This is a genomic window from Bowmanella pacifica, assembly GCF_014645355.1.
Taxonomy (GTDB): Bacteria; Pseudomonadota; Gammaproteobacteria; order Enterobacterales; family Alteromonadaceae; genus Bowmanella; species Bowmanella pacifica.
The window spans coordinates 254,700-274,592 of the sequence record NZ_BMLS01000003.1 but is presented as its reverse complement, the minus strand read 5'-3'; the positions used below and the strand labels follow the sequence as shown (position 1 = coordinate 274,592).

Here is a 19,893-nt window from a genome sequence, read left to right as displayed (position 1 = left end):
CCGGTCAACCCTCTAACTCATTCGCTTTTACAGGTTCTTATGATTGCTACCGCCAATATCACGATGCAGTTCGGTGCTAAGCCGCTTTTTGAAAACATTTCCGTTAAGTTTGGTGGCGGTAATCGCTACGGACTGATTGGTGCCAACGGCTGCGGTAAATCCACCTTTATGAAAATTCTGGCCAAAAAGCTGGAACCTTCATCCGGTAACGTGATGCGTGAACCTAATACCAGAATTGGGGTGCTGGGCCAGGACCAGTTTGCTTTTGAGCAGTTCAGTGTTATCGATACCGTAATCATGGGTTACAAAGAACTGTGGGAAGTGAAAAAAGAGCGTGATCGCATCTATTCATTGCCGGAAATGAGCGAAGAAGACGGTATGTTGGTGGCTGAACTGGAAACTCAGTTTGCAGAAATGGATGGCTACACCGCTGAATCCCGTGCCGGCGAGTTGTTATTAGCGCTGGATATTCCGGTTGAACAGCATTTTGGCCTGATGAGTGAAGTGGCCCCAGGTTGGAAACTCAGGGTGTTGCTGGCACAAGTGCTGTTTGCCGATCCCGATATCATGTTATTAGATGAACCGACCAACAACCTGGATATCAACTCTATTCGCTGGTTGGAAGAAACCCTGGCACAAAGTAACGCCACCATGATTATTATTTCTCACGATCGCCATTTCCTGAACAAGGTATGCACCCATATGGCGGATCTGGATTATGGTGAGTTGCGTCTGTACCCCGGTAACTACGATGAATATATGACGGCTGCCACCCAGGCCCGTGAGTTGCTGCTTAACGAAAATGCCAAGAAAAAGGCGCAAATTGCCGAGCTGCAAACTTTTGTTAGTCGCTTCTCAGCTAACGCGTCTAAGGCCAAGCAGGCTACCTCCAGAGCCAAGCAGATTGAGAAAATCGAACTGCATGAGATCAAGGCTTCCAGCCGGGTGAGTCCTTTTATTCGTTTTACCCAACAGAAGAAGCTGTTCCGTAACGCCCTTGAACTTGAAAACATCAGCAATGGCTACGATGAGATGCTGTTTAAGCAGTTCAGCATGATCCTGGAAGTGGGCGAGAAGGTGGCGGTGATTGGCGCCAACGGTATTGGTAAAACTACCTTTCTGAAAACCCTGATAGGGCAACTGCCCAGCAAAACCGGTCTGGTGAAATGGTCGGAAAATGCCAGTATTGGTTACTATGCCCAGGATCATAATGAGGATTTTGCTGAGGATATGACCCTGTTTGATTGGATGAGCCAGTGGAAGAACCCGGGTGATGATGAGCAAACAGTACGCGGTTTATTAGGCCGTATGCTGTTCTCTCAGGATGACATCAAGAAGTCGGTAAAATCCTTATCGGGCGGCGAAAAAGGTCGTATGTTGTTTGGTAAGTTGATCAACTTGCGTCCGAATATCCTGGTTATGGACGAACCCACCAACCACTTGGATATGGAGTCTATTGAGGCGCTGAACCTGGCATTGGAGCATTTTGAAGGGACGTTGATTTTCGTATCACACGACCGTGAGTTTGTTTCTTCATTGGCCACCCGGGTGTTGGATATCAAAGCCGACGGCATTGTGGACTTCCAGGGACCTTACGAAGAGTACCTGAGCAAGCAACTGGCTTAATCTGTATTTTGTGTAGAAAAGCGGCACCAGATGGCGCCGTTTTTTTTAATGGGAATGCCCACAATGTGCGTGTTCGGTCTGAGGCTTAGCGTCCCGGCAATTTTCCTGTGGGTGTTCTATTTCAATGGTGGTGTGCGCCAGTTCAAATGGTTGCAAACGTTCATTAACGGCTTGTTTCAAGGCCTGATACTGCTGTGCCGATAACATCTGCGCACTGACGAGATGCACGGTAAGCACGTGTTTTTCACCGTCCAAGGACCAGAAATGCAGATGATGGATATCGGTAACTTGGGGGAGAGATAACAGCGCCTGTTCAACGTCCTGCTGCATCTGCAGGTCAGGACTGCGCTGTAAAAACAGCCCAATACTGCTAGCGGTATGGCGCAGCACATTAAACAAAATAAACAGACTGAAACAAATGGCCAGCAGTGGATCTAATATCGGTAGTTCAACCAGCATCATCACTATGCTGACTATCAGTACCGCCACCCAGCCCAACATATCTTCCAGCAGGTGCCAGTTAAGTACCTTCTCATTTAAGGTTTTGCCACCTTGCATGCGAAAGGCCGCATAGCCGTTTATTGCTATGCCCAGTATGGCTAACCCTAGCATGCCGGTGGTATGCGGCATCTGTGGATCCCACAGGCGGGGAATGGACTGATACAGTACCCAGCTAGTGCCGCCAATTAACACCAAACCATTAAGCAGCGCGGAAAGCAGGGATAAGCGCCTGAACCCGTAAGTAAAGCGATTGTCTGCCGGGCGCTCGGAGTAGCGCCCCATGCCCCAGGCAAAACCAATGGACAGCGCATCGCCAAGGTCGTGCACAGCATCGGCCATAATGGCGGTACTGTTGGTTAGCACACCACCGATAAATTCAATAATGGCAAAGCCGAGGTTAAGAAAAAACGCCACGGCCATGTTCTGTTGACCATTGTGGCTGTGGTGATGATGATGGTGATGATCGTGCATGGCTATCCCGCCGGTTTACCTAACGCATGAGCCTAACGGTTAACCGGCATAGCAGCAAGTCAGATATCAATAACAAAAAGGCATGGGCTGGATAAACTTCAGCGCTCGCCTTCACTGTTATAAAGATGTTAGCTTTCACTCTTTTATATTGGCGGGAGTAGCAGTGTTGACGCGAAATTCTGTGACCTGGGGCTTTTTGCTACTGGCGTTGGCCGCGGCATTATTGGCACATAACTATCAGCAACCGGTATGGAAGGAACAGAGTTACCTGTATGAAACCTTCACCGATGACACTGGTCGGTTGATGTATCGTAACAAGGGCGACGTATTGCCCGTGGACAATATTGTCGCCTATCAGGACTCTCCGCTTCGCCAGGCCAATCTGGACACACTGCAAGGTGAGCCAGAAGTGAAAAAGCAGTGGGTACAGAAAGATGACGGTCAGGTCATGATGCTACAGGCTGACTTTCATTATGGTATGTGGTCGTTACTGCCGGCTTTTGTGACTATTGCCTTGTGCCTGATCTGTCGCGAGCCCATAGTGGCACTGTTTGCCGGGATAGTGACCGGGGCCTTTATGATTGGACAATTTGATATCACAGATAAGGTGCTTATCCCCAGCCTGGCCACGCCCAGTGCGGCCGGTATTTTGATTCTGTATTTATGGCTGCTGGGCGGATTAACCGGTATTTGGGCAAAAACCGGTGCTGCTCAAGCCTTTGCCCAAAGTATGACGCGGCATTTTGTACGCGGCCCTCGCTCGGCAAAATTAGTCACTTGGTTACTAGGGGTGATTTTCTTCCAAGGCGGCACTATCAGCACGGTATTGGTGGGCACCACAGTTCGTCCTATTGCAGATAAAGCCGGGGTCAGCCACGAGGAGCTGAGCTATGTGGTGGACTCTACCGCATCACCTATTGCCGCCATCATGGCATTTAATGCCTGGCCGGCCTATGTTCAGGCCTTCTTGTTTGTACCGGGTGTGGCGTTTTTGGCCACTGAAGCCGATCGGATTGCGTTTTTCTTTGACAGTATTCCCTTTAGTTTCTACGCCATACTGGCGGTATTTGGTACCTTGCTGATGAGTTTGAATATCTTCACCTTCTCCGGGCGAAGATTGCGCCAGGCGCACCAAAGAGCTGCCAGCACTGGCCAGTTAGATGCGCCCACCGCCAGACCCATGAGCAGTGGTGAATTACACAAGGTTAAAGTGCCTGAGCACTACCGGGCCAGCCTGTGGGAATTTGTGCTGCCTTTGTTCGTGTTGCTGGGTATTGCCGTCGGTACGTTTGTGGTGCTGGGTACGCCAAAGGTTAACTGGGCCTTTGGTACCGCCTTGTTGTTGGCCGCCTCTATTGCCCTGGTCAAAGGCATGACCCTTGAACAGTTGCTTGACGGTTTCGGTGACGGTTTGAAATCTGTAGTGGTGGCCTCCATCGTGCTGATGTTGGCTGTGACCATTGGCGGCATCAGTAAGTATATTGGTGGTGGGTTGTATATGGTGGACTTGCTGGGTGAAAGCGTACCGTTTTGGGCGCTGCCGGTAATTTTGCAACTGATCACTATGGTGATTGCCTTTTCTACCGGCACTAGCTGGGGTACATATGCCATCGCGTTTCCGCTGGCGATGCCTCTGGCTTGGGTGATTGCCCAGGATCAGCAATTGGCGAACCCGGAGTTATATATGGCCGTCTGCTTTGCGACCGTGCTTAATGGCAGTGTCTATGGTGATCAGTGTTCACCTATTTCTGACTCTACCATTCTAAGTGCCATGACGACTGGCTGCGACTTGATGGATCACGTGAAATCACAGCTGTTCCCCGCCGGCTTAGCCGCCGGTGCTGCCGCTATCTTGTGGACCCTGGCAACCTTTCTTGCCCAGTAGTTCGTTGTTTTTTCCCTCTCTGTAAGCCTTTTCAAAGATGACAATTGGCAATGTTGCCAGTTGTCATCTAGCTTTAATTCCATCCCCACTGCTTCATAAGTTCTTGTTACGGCAGGTTATCTGCTCAAAAAAGAATCAGTTATGGGCATGTGTCGGGCTTCAACTAAAAAAAATTCCAATTCCAATTTGGAGAAGCATGATGGGCACACAAATAAAACCACTGAGCAAAGCTGTTAAAATCGGCTTATTTGGCATGTCGCTGTTGGGGAGCTTTTACAGCGTCCAGACCCTGGCGCAGCAGCAAGGCGACGAACAATCAGAGCAGGAAAATGAAGTGGAAGTGATTATGGTCACGGCCACCAAACGGGCGTCAACCCTACAGGAAGTTCCTTTCTCAATTAACGCTCAGTCCCAGGCTGACATAGAAAGGGCAGGGGCCACTAACCTTGAAGAGCTGTCACGCAATGTGGCGGGTTTGTCTATTCAAAACTTAGGACCTGGGCAAAGCCAGGTGGCGATTCGCGGTGTATCTGCCGGTCAGATAGTGCGTGACCAGCCAGGAGTGAAAGAACAGGTTGGTGTGTATCTGGATGAGAGCGTGATTTCTTTGTCACTTTTTACGCCGGATTTGGACTTATATGATCTCAATCGGGTAGAAACCTTACGTGGGCCACAGGGTACCTTGTTTGGCTCTGGCTCCATTGGTGGCACTATTCGTTATATTACCAACCAGCCCGAAGCTGACGAACTCAACGGCAGCTTAGAGCTGAATGTGAATACGCTAACCGATGGCGATACCGGCGGACATGTGAAGGGGATGGTGAATCTGCCGCTGGTGGATGACAAGTTAGCCATGCGCGCCGTGGTGTACACCACGGAATATGCCGGATTTATCGATGCGCTGGGTGAAAATGGCAGCCGTAAGGATGATGTTAACGGCGGTAGCCGCACCGGTGGACGTTTAGCATTAACCTGGTGGGCAACGGATAAGCTGACTATTACGCCTAGGGTGGTCTATCAGGAAATTGATGTGGACGGCTTCAATCGCCAGGAAGTGTTCAATATGTTTGCCAATCCATACACAACCACCCGCCCGGCCATTCAAATGGGCGAGCGTGAACAGTATCTGTTGCTGGATGAAGGCTTTAAGGACGAAACTCTGATTGCGGATGTAACAGCCGAATGGGAGCTGGGCAGTGCGGATATGACCTTTGTCTACAGCTATACCGACCGGGATATTATGGTCAGCCGTGATGCCAGTGCGTTGAGTGGTAGTGTCAGTGTGGATTTGGGATTCCCGGATGCGGCTGTTTTGATTCCGTCCAATTTGCGAGACCGTACCCAAGTGGAGCAGGATACCGTGGAGCTGCGCTTTAGCTCCAATACCGACGCTGCACTGCAATGGTTAGTTGGGGTGTTTTATTCCGATACTCAGCGTCAGTACAGTCAACGTTTACCTACCCCTGGTTATGATGCTTATACCGATACGGTGTTGGGGGCTGGGACCTCAGCCGATGCCGCCAATGGTTATGGGCCTGATTCTCCCTACAATGCGGATTTACCTTACGATCTGAATCAAACGTCCGTCTTTGGTGAGTTAACCTATGACGTCAACGATAAACTGAACTTGGTTCTGGGCAGCCGTTTCTACGACTATGAAGAAGAACGCCGCTTTACCACAGGCGGGTTGTTTTCAAACGCTGATGATCAGCTGGACTCCACATCCTCGGATGGTTTCACTTCCCGGTTTATTGCCAATTATGAGCTGAATGAAACGGTGAATCTGAATGCGCAGATTTCGCAAGGCTTTAGGCTGGGCGGGGTTAACGACCCGCTCAATGAAACCTTGTGTGAGGGAACGGATTTGGAAACGTTCGGCGGTTTTCAGAATTATGATGATGAAAAGCTGGTGAACTATGAGGTGGGTATGAAAGCCAGCGCCAGACGCTGGAGCGCCAATATGGCCCTGTTTTATACCGACATCAGCGATCTGCAGGTCACTCTGGATGCCGGCTCTTGTTCCTCCAGGATCTCTTTTAATGTACCGGATGCCCATACTGTCGGTCTGGAGTATGAGTTGACCCGACGAGCCACAGATAACTTATTTGTCACCTTATCGGGTAGTTTTGTGCAGGCCGAGTTCGACAGCACGGTCAGAGATGGGAGTGGTAATGTGCTAGGTGGTGTTGAAGATGGCAACCGTTTAGCCTCGGTGCCAGAAGTGCAATTTGCTTTGGCAGGTACCTACGATTTTGATACCCCACTGTTGGGGGCCAATGATACTTATGTGTCTGCGTCGTTCCAGTACATTGGTGACCGCATTACCCAGCCCAGCGATCAGGTGGAAGGGGCCGGTAACTTTGTCTCCGGGTTGCCCTTTGGTGGTGCCACGGGTAATGAGGTGACAGCCCTGGATTTGGAGCTGGATGCCTACAACACTCTGAATTTAAGTGCCGGATTAGTCTACGACAGCTGGGAAGCGGTCTTATATATCAATAATGTGACCGATGAGAATGCCAATTTGTCCTTAGATCGCGAACGCGGTGGCAGGGCCAGATTAGCCTATCGGACCAATCAGCCGCGAACCTTTGGGGTGACCCTAAGAGCAAGGTTCTGACCTGTTTGAAAGCCCTCCAAGCGAGGGCTTTTTCTTTGCTTGCAAAGTCCAGCAAGCAGGATAAAGTTTGCCGACCTAGCCTGTGCTTTTGGATCTTTTATTAAGCAAGCCACCTTGTTCCGGCATGCAAAGTCCAGTTGGAAATATGAACTGGAAGATGTGTTTCGGCCGCTAAACCGACGTGGATACCGGGACGCGAAGTTGATGGCTGAGGCACGGGATTACAAGGTGCCAGACCAGCTCTGTTGCTCGCCAGCCATCAGAACCTATAGCACCGCACTTTATTACCTGAAGCAGTATCAAATACCTATTAGCAGGCTGCATTTAGACTGGGCATTGTATGAAGCGACCGGGGAGCAGCTGTTTACTTATCTTCAGCAACTCAATGATAGCCTGCAACAGGTATGGCTGTTTGGCCATAACCCTGGCTTTAATGAACTGATCGAAATTGGCACCGGACAGCCAATGGACAATATGGTGACCGGCGCTAGCTTAAATTTGCGTTGGCAAGCAGACAGTTGGAAGACCTTAGCAAGAAGTCAGGCGGCTTTGAGCGAAATGACATGCCCGCCTAAACAACCTGCACAGCCGTGAGTCATTCAAGGCCCGGCAAAACGGAGATCCGTCTGCCGGGTCTAACTTTGCTTACCAACCGCACTGACGACCCTGGTTTTGTTCATCAAGCCAGGTTTTCAGCGGTGCGAAGTAGTCAAGAATCGCGCCGGCGTCCAGTTGTCTGGTGCCTGTCAGACTCTCCAGGGCATCCTGCCAGGGCTGACTCATACCCATTTCCAGCATGTTGTTCAGCGCCTTACCGGCTTCTTTGCTGGCATAGATAGAGCAGCGATGTACAGGTCCCTGATCCTGGGCAATATCACATAAGGCTTTATGAAACTGGAATTGCAGAATATGCGCCAGGAAGTATCTCGTATAGGGGGTATTGCCTGGCACATGGTATTTAGAGCCGGGATCAAAGGCATTGGCATCGCGGGCAACCGGGGCCATCACACCTTGGTATTGCTCGCGTAATTGCCACCAGGCGGTATTGTAATCTTGTGGCTTAATATCACCGGAAAACACCTTCCAGCGCCATTGATCAACCATCAGACCGAAAGGAACAAAGGCGATCTTGTCCAGTGCCACCTGCATTAGCATACCTAAATCATTAGATTCATCGGGGATGTCATCGATCAAACCAATCTGTTTAAGGTACTTAGGGGTAATAGACAAGGCGATGGTATCACCAATGGCCTCATGAAAGCCGTCATTGGCTGAGCCACGGTAGAGGAGGGGCTGATTTTTGTAAGCGCGTTGATAAAAGTTATGTCCCAGTTCATGGTGAATAACATTGAACTCTTCGCCGGTTTTTTGAATGCACATTTTAATGCGCAGGTCGTCCTTATCATCGATATCCCAGGCCGACGCATGGCAAATAACATCGCGATCTTTGGGTTGTATGAATTGTGAACGTTGCCAGAAGCTCTCTGGCAGAGGTTCAAAGCCCAGCGAGGTAAAGAAGGATTCGGCCTGTTTGACCATTTTTATCTCGTCATAATCTTGCGCTTTGAGGGCTCGGGTAACATCAGGCACCTGCATTTTCCGTTCGGGTTTTACCAACTCGTATATATTGCCCCAGCTTTGTGCCCACATGTTGCCGAGTAAATGGGCCGGTATGGGTTTGTCCTGTGCCACCACGTCGGTACCGTAGTAGTCACCTAACTTTGCTCGCACATGACAGTGCAAGGCTTCATAGAAGGGTTTAACCTGATTCCAGGTTCTGTCCAGTTCCATGGCAAAATCGTCGGCCGGCATATCATACTTACCGCGCCACAGTTCACTGGTATCGGCAAAGCCTAATTCTTGCGCCCCCTCGTTGGCCAGCCCAACCATCTCTTCATACAAAGGCTTCATGGGCACAGAGATCTGTCGCCAACCCTGCCACACCTCCAGCAACAAGTCGTTATCTCTGCTTCTTGCCATCTTGGCGGTCATTTGTCCCAAGTCCCAACACTCACCATTTGCACGACAATATTTACCTTTACCGTACATACCGTCTAACTCAGAGGAAAGCTGTGCCAGTCGTTCGGACTTGTCTGGCTGTGAAGGCGGGGCCAGGACAAAGGAATTCAACAGCAGATTTAACTGGCGACGGGTATCGGCATCGACTTCTACCTGATTAAATTTAGCGGCCTCTTTGGCCAGTTCTGCCGTGCGAGTAGAGAGCTTTTCTCCCAGATAGGCTGAAACGGCAGCAGTATCCTGATTGATATAGGTCGCGTAGGCCCACGCCGCCTGCGATGCAGGTAATTGAAGTTTCTCAATCTCTGCTTGGGCATGTTGAATAAAAGTACGAGCGTCATCGGCGCTGGGTATAGCTTGCGGCTGTGCGACAGGGGCACTATTGTCGGCCTTGGAGTCTTGCTGGCAACCCGTCAGTGTAGCCAGCAGCCCGACCATAATGGATGACAGTGTGAGTTTGGTGCTAAGCATCTTGATCCTTATTCTTGTTTATTGTTGGTCTGAAAATGAGCAAAACACCCTGCATCTGCTCAAAGAAAAGTCAGTATAAAAGGACTTGGCTGAAGGTGAAACCACCAGCAGGTGTTGAAATAACCGCCAGCAGATAAAAAAAGACCCAATTTCATATGCGCTAGCGAAATCGGGTCCAGGGAGAGAGGAAACAACATTCAAAGGTTATGACCGGCCTTTTTAGGTAAAGTTCAACGCGACAAAATCGGATAACCTGAACCCTGGCTAGCGTAACTAACACTTGAATTTGTTTTGATTTAAACATACATTTCAAACTATTGTTTGAATTGGTTGTTTACTATGAGCGCAGATACCAAAGTCCAGATTCTGGACGCCGCGGAAAGCCTTTTCTCCGAGCATGGCTTCGGTGACACCTCGTTGAGAACGATCACCAGTCAGGCCAAGGTCAATCTGGCCTCCGTTAACTATCACTTTGGTTCAAAGAAACAGTTGATTCAGGAAGTGTTACAACGTTATCTGACGGTATTTATGCCGGCGGTTGATGACCAGCTAACCCATTTGCTGCAAAAGCATCCTAAGCCTGATGTGAGTCAGGTCTTTTCCTGTTTAGTTGAACCTTTACTGAGTCTGAATCAGATTCGTCCTGACGGTACCGCTATTTTTGTCCGTTTGTTGGGGCGCGGTTACTCAGAGTCTCAGGGGCACTTGAGAAAATATATCACGTTTCACTATGGCGAGGTGTTAAGACGGTTTGTGCAAGCCGTACATCTGGCCGTTCCACAATTATCACCGGCGGAGATTTTCTGGCGTTTGCACTTTGCCATCGGCACGTTTGTGTTCACCATGGCATCAAGCAAGGCGCTGAGTGAAATCGCCCTGGCTGATTATCAACAGGATGTCACAGTGCAAGGCATTATTAGCCGATTGATGCCCTATATCTCCGCAGGAGTTGGGGCTCAGGCGACTGAAACGTCCGTCAATCCGTTATTGGATATAGCTTAATAGAAGGTGCAGTCATGTCTATTTTACTGATTTTGCTGGTTGTACTCGCCATTGTACTTGGCGTGACAGATATCAGGCGTAACCTGATAACCAAACCGGTGTTCCAGATCTTCAAGAAAATTCTGCCGCCCATGTCCAGCACGGAACGTGAAGCCATGGAAGCAGGATCTATCTGGTGGGAAGGGGAGTTATTCCGTGGCAAACCCGATTGGAACAAGCTACATGGCTATGCCAAACCGGCATTAAGTGAAGAAGAGCAGGCCTTTTTAGATAACCAGGTGGAAACCCTGCTGAAAATGTTGGACGACCATAAAATTGTCCACCAAGACAAAGACCTGCCTAAAGAAGTCTGGGATTACCTGCGCAAAGAAGGCTTCTTTGCGATGATTATTCCCAAGTCATTTGGCGGTAAGGAATTTTCCGCCATTGCCAACTCCACTATTGTGTCTCGTATATCCACCCGCTCATTGAGCGCTGCCGTTACCGTGATGGTGCCGAATTCATTGGGGCCGGGCGAGCTGTTGATGCATTACGGTACTGAAGCGCAGAAAAATTACTGGTTGCCACGTTTGGCCGATGGCACCGATATTCCCTGTTTTGCCCTGACCGGCCCGGAAGCTGGGTCCGATGCGGGAGCTATTCCTGATACCGGTATTGTCTGCAAAGGCATGCATGACGGTGAGGAAGTGCTGGGTCTTAAATTAAGCTGGGATAAGCGTTATATCACCCTGGCTCCCGTCGCCACTGTGCTGGGTCTGGCATTTAAAATGTATGATCCGGACGGACTGCTTGGTGACAAGAAAGACTTGGGTATTACCTGTGCGTTGATCCCCACCTCGCATCCCGGTGTGAATGTAGGTGATCGTCACTTCCCTGTAGCCATGGCCTTTATGAATGGTACGACAACCGGGGAGGATGTGTTTATTCCGCTGGATTGGATTATTGGCGGGCCAGATTATGCCGGTCGTGGCTGGCGTATGCTGGTGGAATGTTTATCAGCAGGGCGTGGGATTTCACTGCCGGCGCTGGCTACGGCAAACGGTCACTTGTCTGCGCGCACCACGGGGGCTTACGCCGCAGTGCGTAAACAGTTTGGTTTATCCATCGGTAAGTTCGAAGGTATTCAGGAAGCCATGGGCCGTATCGGTGGCCTGACTTATACCTTGGAAGCCATGCGTACTATGACCGCTGGTGCCATAGACCTGGGTGAAAGCCCATCGGTGGTGACGGCTATTGCCAAGTATCATATGACCGAGATGTCTCGCGAAGTGATTAACGACGCCATGGACGTACATGCCGGGAAAGGCGTGCAATTGGGGCCGAAAAACTACTTGGCGCACCAATATTTTGGTACACCGGTGGCAATCACGGTGGAAGGGGCGAATATTCTGACCCGCAACCTGATGATCTTCGGTCAGGGAGCCACCCGTTGTCATCCATACGTTTTTGATGAAATGGAAGCGGCGGCAAATCCTGACAGCGAACAGGGCTTAAAGGACTTCGACCAACTTTTGATTAAGCATGTGGCCTTCGCTACCGGTAACTTCTTTGGTGCACTTTGGCAGGGCTTAACGGCTGCGGCATTTAACCGCGCACCGGTATCCGGCGAAACCGGTGAGTACTATCAACAGTTGTCACGTATGTCTAAAGGGCTGGCATTATGTGCGGATTTCTCCATGCTGATGTTGGGTGGTGACTTGAAACGCAAAGAGATGATTTCGGCTCGTTTGGGTGATGTACTCAGCCAATTGTACATAGCCTCCGCAGTGCTTCGTCGCTACGAGTCTGATGGCCGTCAGGTGGCTGATCTACCTTTCGTACATTATGCCTTGCAGCGCAGTTTGCACCGTATTGGGGTGGCTTTTGATGGTTTCTTCCAAAACTTCCCAAGCCGTGTGGTGGCGGTGCTGTTGAAGCGAGTCGTATTCCCGTGGGGAATTAATTACCGTATGCCGCACGATGAAATCACACAAAAGGTCAGTGATAGCCTGATGACACCAGGAGTGATGCGCGATCGCCTGACACACTTGTGTTATATCGGTGAGAACGCAGACGACGCCGTGGGTATCGTTGAAAATGCTTTTGTCGCTATGCATGAAATGGTGCCGGTAGAGAAGAAAATTCTTGCTGCCCAAAAGCAGAAGTTGATTCCTCGTAAGCTGCCATTTGCTACAACCCTTGAGCTGGCGCTTGAAAAAGGCGTTATCTCTGAGCATGAAGCTGAGCAGCTTAAGCGCGCTGATGCGCTGCGCCGCGACGCTTTAAGCGTAGATAATTTTGCGCCGGGCGAACTGGAAGGGAAAGCACAGTCAGCCAAGGCCAAATCGGTCGCCTAAGCGAGTTAGCTGAGATAAAAAGCCGGTCCGCCTTGACCGGCTTTTTTTATTGACCTTTGCGCCGATAACTTCAAGGTATTAGCGCCCAAGCTTTTTTTATTGTATCTAGCAGACAATCCTTTTTACTCTTTGCAATGAATTTTCTGCCCTGATGGAGCACCCCTATGTCACGCTTTTCCCTTCCTCTCGCTGCAATGCTTTGCGGGCTTACTTCAGCCAACGCGATTGCGGCGCTTTCTGCACAGCAAGTTAAAAAAGTCGACGAGATCTTGAATGTTGCGCAGTGGGAGTCTGAGCCAGGTTGCAGTGCGGGGGTATTTAAACAAGGTGAGCTGGTGTATCAGTCAGCCAGCGGGCTGGCCGATTTGACTTCTGGCCTGCCATTGGACAAAGACACGCGCTTTTATGCCGCGTCTCTTTCCAAGCAGTTTACCGCCCTGGGTATGATGAAATTAGTGGAGCAGGGCAAGCTTAAGCTGAGTGACACAGTACAGCAGTATTTCCCTGAGTTCCCAACCTATAGCCAGCCGGTTACCATTAGTATGCTTATCCATCATACCTCTGGTATCCGCGATGCGTTGGGATTAATGCGTCTTGCTGGTGTGCCCAATTTAAGTGCCACTAATTTGCAAGCGACCCTAGATTTGATGATGCGCCAGCAAGCCACCGACTTTACACCCGGTACTCAGTACGCCTATTCAAATGGGGGGTATCTGTTATTGGCTGGCATTATCGAGCAGGTATCCGGCTTACCTTTCCAGGACTATATGCGCGATACCATTTTAGCGCCGCTGGGTATGCACAACAGTTTTTTTGCCGCCGCGCCTATCCCAGACGGATTTACAGCTAACGGATATCTTAATCATGAGGGACGCTTTACGTTGCAAAATGACTTTCCGGCGTTCAGTGGTTCCGGCGGGCTGATTACCTCACTTAATGATTTGGCTAAATATGAATACGATATCGCTAAGGGACACAAGGTGTGGAACGCGGCGACCCGCAAGGCAATGCAAACGCCAGCTACATTCAACAATGGTCAGGTAGTACGTGAACAACATGGCCTGATTTATGGCGGCGGGGTAAAGTTCGGCTATCAAAAAGGGCGTGAATGGATGCAGCATACCGGTGCTTCATCTACCTTTAAGTCGGCTTATGGCCGTTTATTGGACAGTGGCTATAGCTTTATCCTGTTGTGTAATCGTAGCGATGGTAAACCGGCGGATAAAATGCACGCATTGGCCGATCTGTTGGGCAATGCTGCCAGCGATCGTTCAGATGAAGATAAACGCAGTCACAAAAACCTGCCCGCTCCACAACCTGGTGATGTACCACCTGCTGGGGAATACTACTCAAAAGAGTTAGATGTGGTTTATAAGGTAACACCTATCAGCCCTGAAAGTGCCGAGATAACCATGATCTCAACCTGGCCTGGCCATTTGGAGCCTGGCTCAACGCTGCACTTGAACAAAGATGCCGAGGGACTGTTGCGCGATGGCCCTTATATTCTGGAATATAATCAGGGGGATAAGGGCTTTAGTATGCGCCGCGGCAACATTCACGGCATCCGCTTTGTGCCGCAGTAATAACTAAGGCATCAAGGTAAGAAATCCCGGCTATTGATGCCGGGGTTTTAGTTTTTATCTGTCTATTGTGGTGGGATGGCGACGCACGAAATCACGTAGATAGTCTCGCAGGCATTTGGCTTTTTCATTAAGCAACTGACCACTTGGCCACACAAGATAAACATCGCGTCTTTCTCCCAGCCATTGAGGCAGAACCTGTATAAGTTTCCCTTGCTCGAGTTCTTTTTGCACTTCGGTAAGCGGCAGCAGACTGATACCTTGACCGTCACAAGTTTGATGTTTGGTCATTTCGGTATCGTTAAAGATTGACTGAAATCGGGGAAAAACCTCCTGCATTTGGGCATTCTCTTTGTGTGTTAGCTGCCACTTTGTCCACATTGTTGTGCCTATGAGTTTGTGCTCTTTCAGCTGACTGGGATGAGTCGGGACTCCGTGGGACTCCAGATAAGACGGCGCAGCAGTCAGAAGCTTGTCAATGGTGCCCAGTTTTTGTTGATACAACATTGAATCTGGCTGAGGGCCAACTCGAATCGCTAGATCCGCTTTGCTTTTAATCAGGTCTTCTCGATGATTGGCAAGTACCAGCTCCAACTGTATTTGTGGATAGTCACGACAAAAGCCCAGCCACATAGGCCGCAAATAACCATGAGAGATATTGATGGGAGCCAGTACCTTTAGCTTCCCGTGTAAGTGTTGCTGTGCTTCGCTAAGTTGCCGCTGAGTTTGCTCAAACTGCTCTACCAGGTCGGCGTAAGCCTGATAGTAGATTTCGCCTTCCTGACTTAATACGCATTGGCGCGCAGAACGATGCAATAACTTGCAGCCAAGCTGTTGCTCCAGCTTTTGCAAACGTCGGGTAACGGTTGCCGGCGGAAGGTTAAGATACCCGGCCGCACCGGACAATCCCCCTTGCTGTACGATATGTATAAAGAGTTGCAGGTCATCCAACATAATTGCAAATACGAAATTATATATTCGAAAAGTGTTTGTATTTTAACTTATGAAACTACCTTAAGATCAAGTCCCCTGGATTACAGGGGAGCGTTTACGTCAACAGTGCAAAAGGAGAAGTGAATGATAAATGCCAAATACAGCCCTTACGTTTTCTCATTTTTCATGGCGTTGCTGATGTCGGGGATTATGTCACTGGTGATCACCTTGTTTAACATCGGTCCAGTCGTGGGGATAGTGACCTTGTGGCTAAAGGCATGGCTATTTGCCTTTAGTGTGGCCTTTCCCACCATTATTGTGGTCACGCCGCTGGTTCGACGATTGGTGGCATTGGTTATTCGTCAGCAAGCGTTAGTCAATTAAAAAGGAAAAGCTATGGATAGGATTTTGTTGCTGAATGCCATCATCATCGGTGTGGGCGCGACCTTGGTGATGGACCTGTGGGCGTTTTTTCTCAAGCGCGTATTTAATGTGGGGTCGTTGAATTTTTGTATGGTGGGCCGTTGGCTGTGCCATATGTCTAAGGGACGCTTTACGCATACTGCGATAGGGAAGTCTGGTGCTTTTGACGCAGAATGCATCATAGGATGGACAGCACACTATCTTATTGGGGTGTTATTTGCCTTTATATGGCTGCTTTATACCAACGGGCTGACAAATATTTCACTGGTTTCTGCACTACTTTTTGGCGCAGTCACGGTGCTTATCCCTTACTTTATTATGCAACCAGCCCTGGGGATGGGGATCATGGCCGCTAAGTTGCCAACCCCATGGAGAGCAAGAGGAAAAAGCCTGGTCACACATTTGGTGTTTGGCGCGGGTTTGTATGTGTCAGCGCTGATTATTAGGGGATTTTTCTGATAAAAGTTTTGTTGTACGGCTTTGTCTAAGGACAACGCATAATGTGTAATTCCAGGCTGTATTCATGACTGGTTTTCACACTGGCTGATGCTGCATTCAGTCATTTAATCAGATCCTGTTGCTCTTTTATCTGACTTTCGTAGTTGGAAATGGCAATAGCCAGCAATACACCGACAAAAGGTGCCACTAAAGTGAGATAAAGCCTGACGCCTGCTTGGAATTTTTCATGGAGTAAATGAAAACGTGAGCAGGCCGGTTTCAGACCGGCCTGCAAAGGGGTTAGCCTGTGTTACGCATACCCACAGCGATACCGGCAATAGCTACCATCATGGCTCGCTCCAGGGTCGGATTGTCCTGTTCGGATTTACGTATTCTGTCCAGTAATTCAATTTGCAGCAAATGCAGAGGCTCCAGGTAGGCGGCACGAATCTGCATTGACTCGCGGCCCTGTGGATCCTGCTCCAGCGCGCTGCTTTGTTTCATTAACTTAAATATCAAGGCTTGGCTTTGTGCGAGTTCTTCACGTAATGCTTTGCCAAAATATTGCAGAGGCTCTGGCACCAAACGCTTGTCGTACTCGGCACTGATGCGGGGGTCGGCCTTGGCAAATACCATGTCGAGCATGGAAAGGCGGGTTTTGAAGAACGGCCAGTCGCTGATCATCTCTTCCAGCACTTTCTGCTTCTTATCGCCATCCAGTGCATGGTCCACGGCCTTCATTACACCCAGCCAGGAAGGTAACACCAGGCGGTTCTGGGCCCAGGCGAAAATCCAAGGGATGGCGCGTAGACTTTCAACCCCGCCATCCGGTTTACGCTTGGAAGGACGACTGCCCAAGGGAAGCTTACCCAGCTCTTCTTCCGGTGTGGCGGCCCTGAAATAGGGAACAAAGTTGGCGTCCTGACGCACGACCTGGCGGTAGTTGTCGCATCCTCGAGAAGCCATTTCATTCATCAGGTGGCGCCACTCGGTTTTAGGGGCCGGTGGTGGCAGCAAGATGGCTTCAAGAATCGCACTGGCATAAAGTTTCAGGCTGCGATTTGCCAGCGCCGACATACCAAATTTATAACGTATGGTTTCACCCTGTTCAGTTACCCTAAAGCCACCTTTTAGCGAGCCTGGCGGTTGGGATAGAATCGCGGCATGTGCCGGCAAACCTCCACGGCCTATGGTGCCGCCGCGACCATGGAACAGGGTTAGTTCTATGCCCCGGCTATCGGCCAGTGCCACCAGTTTTTCCTGAGATTGGTATTGTCCCCAGCCCGCAGCCAGGGCGCCAGCATCCTTGGCAGAATCCGAGTAACCAATCATGACGTACTGGCGTCCCTGTATATAGCCTCTGTACCAATCGATATCTAATAGCTTAGTGGTCACCTCGGCGGCATTGTTCAGGTCATCTAATGTTTCAAACAGTGGCGCTACCGGCATAGGCCAGGTGATGCCGGCTTCCTGCAGTAACAATTGTACGGCCAGTACATCCGAGGGCTGGCTGGCCATAGAGATAATGTAGATACCAAAGCCGTCCTGACTTTGGGAAGCAACCACCGAGCACGTATCCAGTACTTCCTGAACATCCTCACTAGGCTGCCAGTTACGGGGTAGCAAGGGGCGGCGTGAAGCCAGTTCTCGTAGCAGGAAAGATTGCTTATCTTCTTCACTCCAACTGAGGTAATCACCAATGCCCAGATAGCGAGTGAGTTCGCTCAGTACCTGACCGTGACGCTCGGAATGTTGGCGTACATCGAGCTTAAGCAGATGGATACCGAAGCAATAGGCACGACGAATGGTGTCAAGCAGCTCCGCATCAGCGATGCGCTGTAAACCGGTCTCGCAAAGCGAGCGATAGCAAAGCAGCAGTGGTGCTAACAGCTCTTCTTGTGTAGCTATCCAGCGCTGCGGGTTTGCGCTTCGGCCTTGTAAATAGTCATCAATACCGTCGTGGGTTTCTTCCAGTCTGTCGCGTAAAGTGCGCAGGATCTTACGGTACGGCTCACGATCATGCTCCGCCGCCTCCATAAGCTCCGCTGTGCCGCAGCTCATGGAAAGCTCAACTTGCAGCCGGTTAGTATCATTAAAGAACAAGCGTGCCGCTCGCTTTCTGGCCCGCAGCAGAACTTGCTCGGTGACCTTAGCGGTAACAAACGGGTTACCGTCTCTGTCTCCTCCCATCCAGGAAGAAAATCTGACCGGACAGGCATCCAAGGGCATGGATTGGTCGAATTGCGTGCGGAATTTCTCATCCATTTCACGCAAAAACTGCGGTACGGCATCCCAAAGTGAGTTTTCAATTACTGAAAAGCCCCATTGCGCTTCATCTACCGGTGTAGGGCGGACAGAGCGAATTTCTTCGGTATGCCAGGCCTGGCAGATAAGGGCAGAAATACGTTTTAAAAGCTCGGCGCGTTCAGTGTCGGTCAGGCTGTAGCCGTGTATTGTCGCCAGGCAGTGGGCCAGTTCACTGTACTTATGAATCAGGGTACGGCGGGTGACTTCGGTAGGATGGGCCGTCAACACCAGATCGATACGAAGTTGTGACAAGGCCTGCTGAAAGGTTTTTCCTGCCAGATTATGCTGTTTAAGCTTATCACTTAGTTGATCAAGGGGATCCTCAGAGGGAAGTGAGCTGTTAAACTCCTGTTCGGCAATATTGGCCAGATTAAGAAACTGCGCAAAGGCCCGTCCTACCGTTAGCAGGTCGGCATCGTCAAGGGTGGCAAACAAAGTTTGTAGTTCCTGGCCTGCTTTTTCATCACCTTGAGAAGCGCTACGGCCGTGCTTCCTGATGGTCTCAATCCTGTCTAACCAACCTTTACCTAATTGTGCTTCGATGGTTTCGCCCAATATGCTACCGAGCTCTCGTACAGTTTCCATCAATTGATGATCGATTGGCGCTGACATGCAATCCTCCAACGTGTTGCTGAAATTCGGGATGTCCCGTTTATTTTTTGTAATTTTATTACAATAACCTGAATCGACCGACTTGTCGAAGTTTTGCCTTAGAACAGTCCGTTATATCAGAAATAGGCTGAATCTCAGACTTTAAAGGGAGGGGAAACCAAGGACTTACTTTAAGCCCTTGGCCTTAGGAATTCAGACAGAAATAACCGAGTTTTCTTCCAGGCTCATTGGCGATGGGACATAAGTGTCAGCATCCCAGTCATTCTCCCAAACCCTGTCATCAAGCAGGTAGCGAAATTGATACTGGCTGTCTTTGGGAAGATCAAGGGTGGTGGTAAACCCGCCGTCCTTTAGCTTTTTCATGGGCAGCGCAGATGTGTCCCACTGATTAAAATCGCCCAGTAAACGTACCGATTTGGCATGCTGGGCTTCGTGCTTGGACAACTTGAAAGTGACCTTGCAAATGGGTTTGGACTTGAGGTATTGCTTTTTAAAACTCATAACGGATGCTCCCTTTCTTTGTAAGAAAATTACATGTTTAGGAAAAACCTATCCCATCTATACCAGAATAGAACAAAATATCAGCAACTTTGCTGAAATAACCTTAAAACTATCGGCTATAAGCGCGCTTTGTCTGGCCGTATCTCCGCGACTGCTTGTGGCATTAATAGC

15 protein-coding genes are annotated in these 19,893 nt (G+C 49.8%); 9 read left to right on the top strand and 6 right to left on the bottom strand.

Annotated elements, in window-relative coordinates:
- Positions 1-39 precede the first annotated feature (39 nt).
- Positions 40-1,626: an ABC-F family ATPase gene (locus tag IEX02_RS11195; protein ID WP_188694811.1), complete on the top strand. Its 1,587-nt coding sequence runs from the start codon at positions 40-42 to the stop codon at positions 1,624-1,626.
- Between the two features lie 45 nt (positions 1,627-1,671).
- On the opposite strand, the gene IEX02_RS11190 is transcribed toward IEX02_RS11195, so the two are convergent.
- The gene (locus IEX02_RS11190; RefSeq protein ID WP_188694808.1) at positions 1,672-2,598 is read right to left on the bottom strand and encodes a cation diffusion facilitator family transporter; all 927 of its coding nucleotides are present in this window, start codon (positions 2,596-2,598) and stop codon (positions 1,672-1,674) included.
- 163 nt (positions 2,599-2,761) lie between these two features.
- On the opposite strand from IEX02_RS11190, the gene IEX02_RS11185 reads away from it, so the two are divergent.
- The 3 genes from IEX02_RS11185 (at position 2,762) to IEX02_RS11175 (ending at position 7,694) form a co-directional block, all read left to right on the top strand.
- The gene (locus IEX02_RS11185; protein ID WP_229702194.1) at positions 2,762-4,483 is read left to right on the top strand and encodes a Na+/H+ antiporter NhaC family protein; all 1,722 of its coding nucleotides are present in this window, start codon (positions 2,762-2,764) and stop codon (positions 4,481-4,483) included.
- Positions 4,484-4,682: 199 nt separating this feature from the next.
- The gene (locus IEX02_RS11180) at positions 4,683-7,100 is read left to right on the top strand and encodes a TonB-dependent receptor (protein ID WP_373285003.1); all 2,418 of its coding nucleotides are present in this window, start codon (positions 4,683-4,685) and stop codon (positions 7,098-7,100) included.
- Between the two features lie 114 nt (positions 7,101-7,214).
- Positions 7,215-7,694, top strand: a complete 480-nt coding sequence (locus IEX02_RS11175) for a SixA phosphatase family protein (RefSeq protein ID WP_188694803.1) — start codon at positions 7,215-7,217, stop codon at positions 7,692-7,694.
- A gap of 51 nt (positions 7,695-7,745) precedes the next feature.
- On the opposite strand, the gene IEX02_RS11170 is transcribed toward IEX02_RS11175, so the two are convergent.
- Complete coding sequence (locus IEX02_RS11170; RefSeq protein ID WP_188694800.1) at positions 7,746-9,590, bottom strand: M2 family metallopeptidase; 1,845 nt, start codon at positions 9,588-9,590, stop codon at positions 7,746-7,748.
- Positions 9,591-9,929: 339 nt separating this feature from the next.
- On the opposite strand from IEX02_RS11170, the gene psrA reads away from it, so the two are divergent.
- The 3 genes from psrA (at position 9,930) to IEX02_RS11155 (ending at position 14,511) form a co-directional block, all read left to right on the top strand.
- Complete coding sequence (gene psrA, locus IEX02_RS11165; protein WP_188694796.1) at positions 9,930-10,592, top strand: TetR family transcriptional repressor PsrA; 663 nt, start codon at positions 9,930-9,932, stop codon at positions 10,590-10,592.
- 14 nt (positions 10,593-10,606) lie between these two features.
- Complete coding sequence (locus tag IEX02_RS11160; protein ID WP_188694793.1) at positions 10,607-12,928, top strand: acyl-CoA dehydrogenase; 2,322 nt, start codon at positions 10,607-10,609, stop codon at positions 12,926-12,928.
- Between the two features lie 164 nt (positions 12,929-13,092).
- Positions 13,093-14,511: a serine hydrolase domain-containing protein gene (locus IEX02_RS11155; RefSeq protein ID WP_188694790.1), complete on the top strand. Its 1,419-nt coding sequence runs from the start codon at positions 13,093-13,095 to the stop codon at positions 14,509-14,511.
- A 54-nt stretch (positions 14,512-14,565) separates the two neighbouring features.
- On the opposite strand, the gene IEX02_RS11150 is transcribed toward IEX02_RS11155, so the two are convergent.
- Positions 14,566-15,462: a LysR family transcriptional regulator gene (locus IEX02_RS11150; RefSeq protein WP_188694787.1), complete on the bottom strand. Its 897-nt coding sequence runs from the start codon at positions 15,460-15,462 to the stop codon at positions 14,566-14,568.
- Between the two features lie 123 nt (positions 15,463-15,585).
- Between IEX02_RS11150 and IEX02_RS11145 the strand changes: the two genes are divergently transcribed.
- On the top strand, positions 15,586-15,825 hold the full coding sequence (locus IEX02_RS11145; RefSeq protein WP_188694783.1) for a DUF2798 domain-containing protein: 240 nt from the start codon (positions 15,586-15,588) through the stop codon (positions 15,823-15,825).
- A gap of 12 nt (positions 15,826-15,837) precedes the next feature.
- Positions 15,838-16,323 (top strand): DUF2938 domain-containing protein, encoded by a 486-nt coding sequence (locus tag IEX02_RS11140; RefSeq protein ID WP_188694781.1) that lies wholly within the window; start codon positions 15,838-15,840, stop codon positions 16,321-16,323.
- Positions 16,324-16,423: 100 nt separating this feature from the next.
- Here IEX02_RS11140 and IEX02_RS11135 read toward each other — a convergent pair whose 3' ends face one another.
- The 3 genes from IEX02_RS11135 to IEX02_RS11125 form a co-directional block, all read right to left on the bottom strand.
- Entirely contained in the window at positions 16,424-16,597 is a 174-nt protein-coding gene (locus IEX02_RS11135; RefSeq protein WP_188694778.1) for a hypothetical protein, read from the bottom strand.
- Positions 16,598-16,602: 5 nt separating this feature from the next.
- Positions 16,603-19,221, bottom strand: a complete 2,619-nt coding sequence (ppc, locus tag IEX02_RS11130) for a phosphoenolpyruvate carboxylase (RefSeq protein ID WP_188694775.1) — start codon at positions 19,219-19,221, stop codon at positions 16,603-16,605.
- A gap of 192 nt (positions 19,222-19,413) precedes the next feature.
- Positions 19,414-19,722: an isoamylase early set domain-containing protein gene (locus IEX02_RS11125; RefSeq protein WP_188694772.1), complete on the bottom strand. Its 309-nt coding sequence runs from the start codon at positions 19,720-19,722 to the stop codon at positions 19,414-19,416.
- Positions 19,723-19,893: the final 171 nt, after the last annotated feature.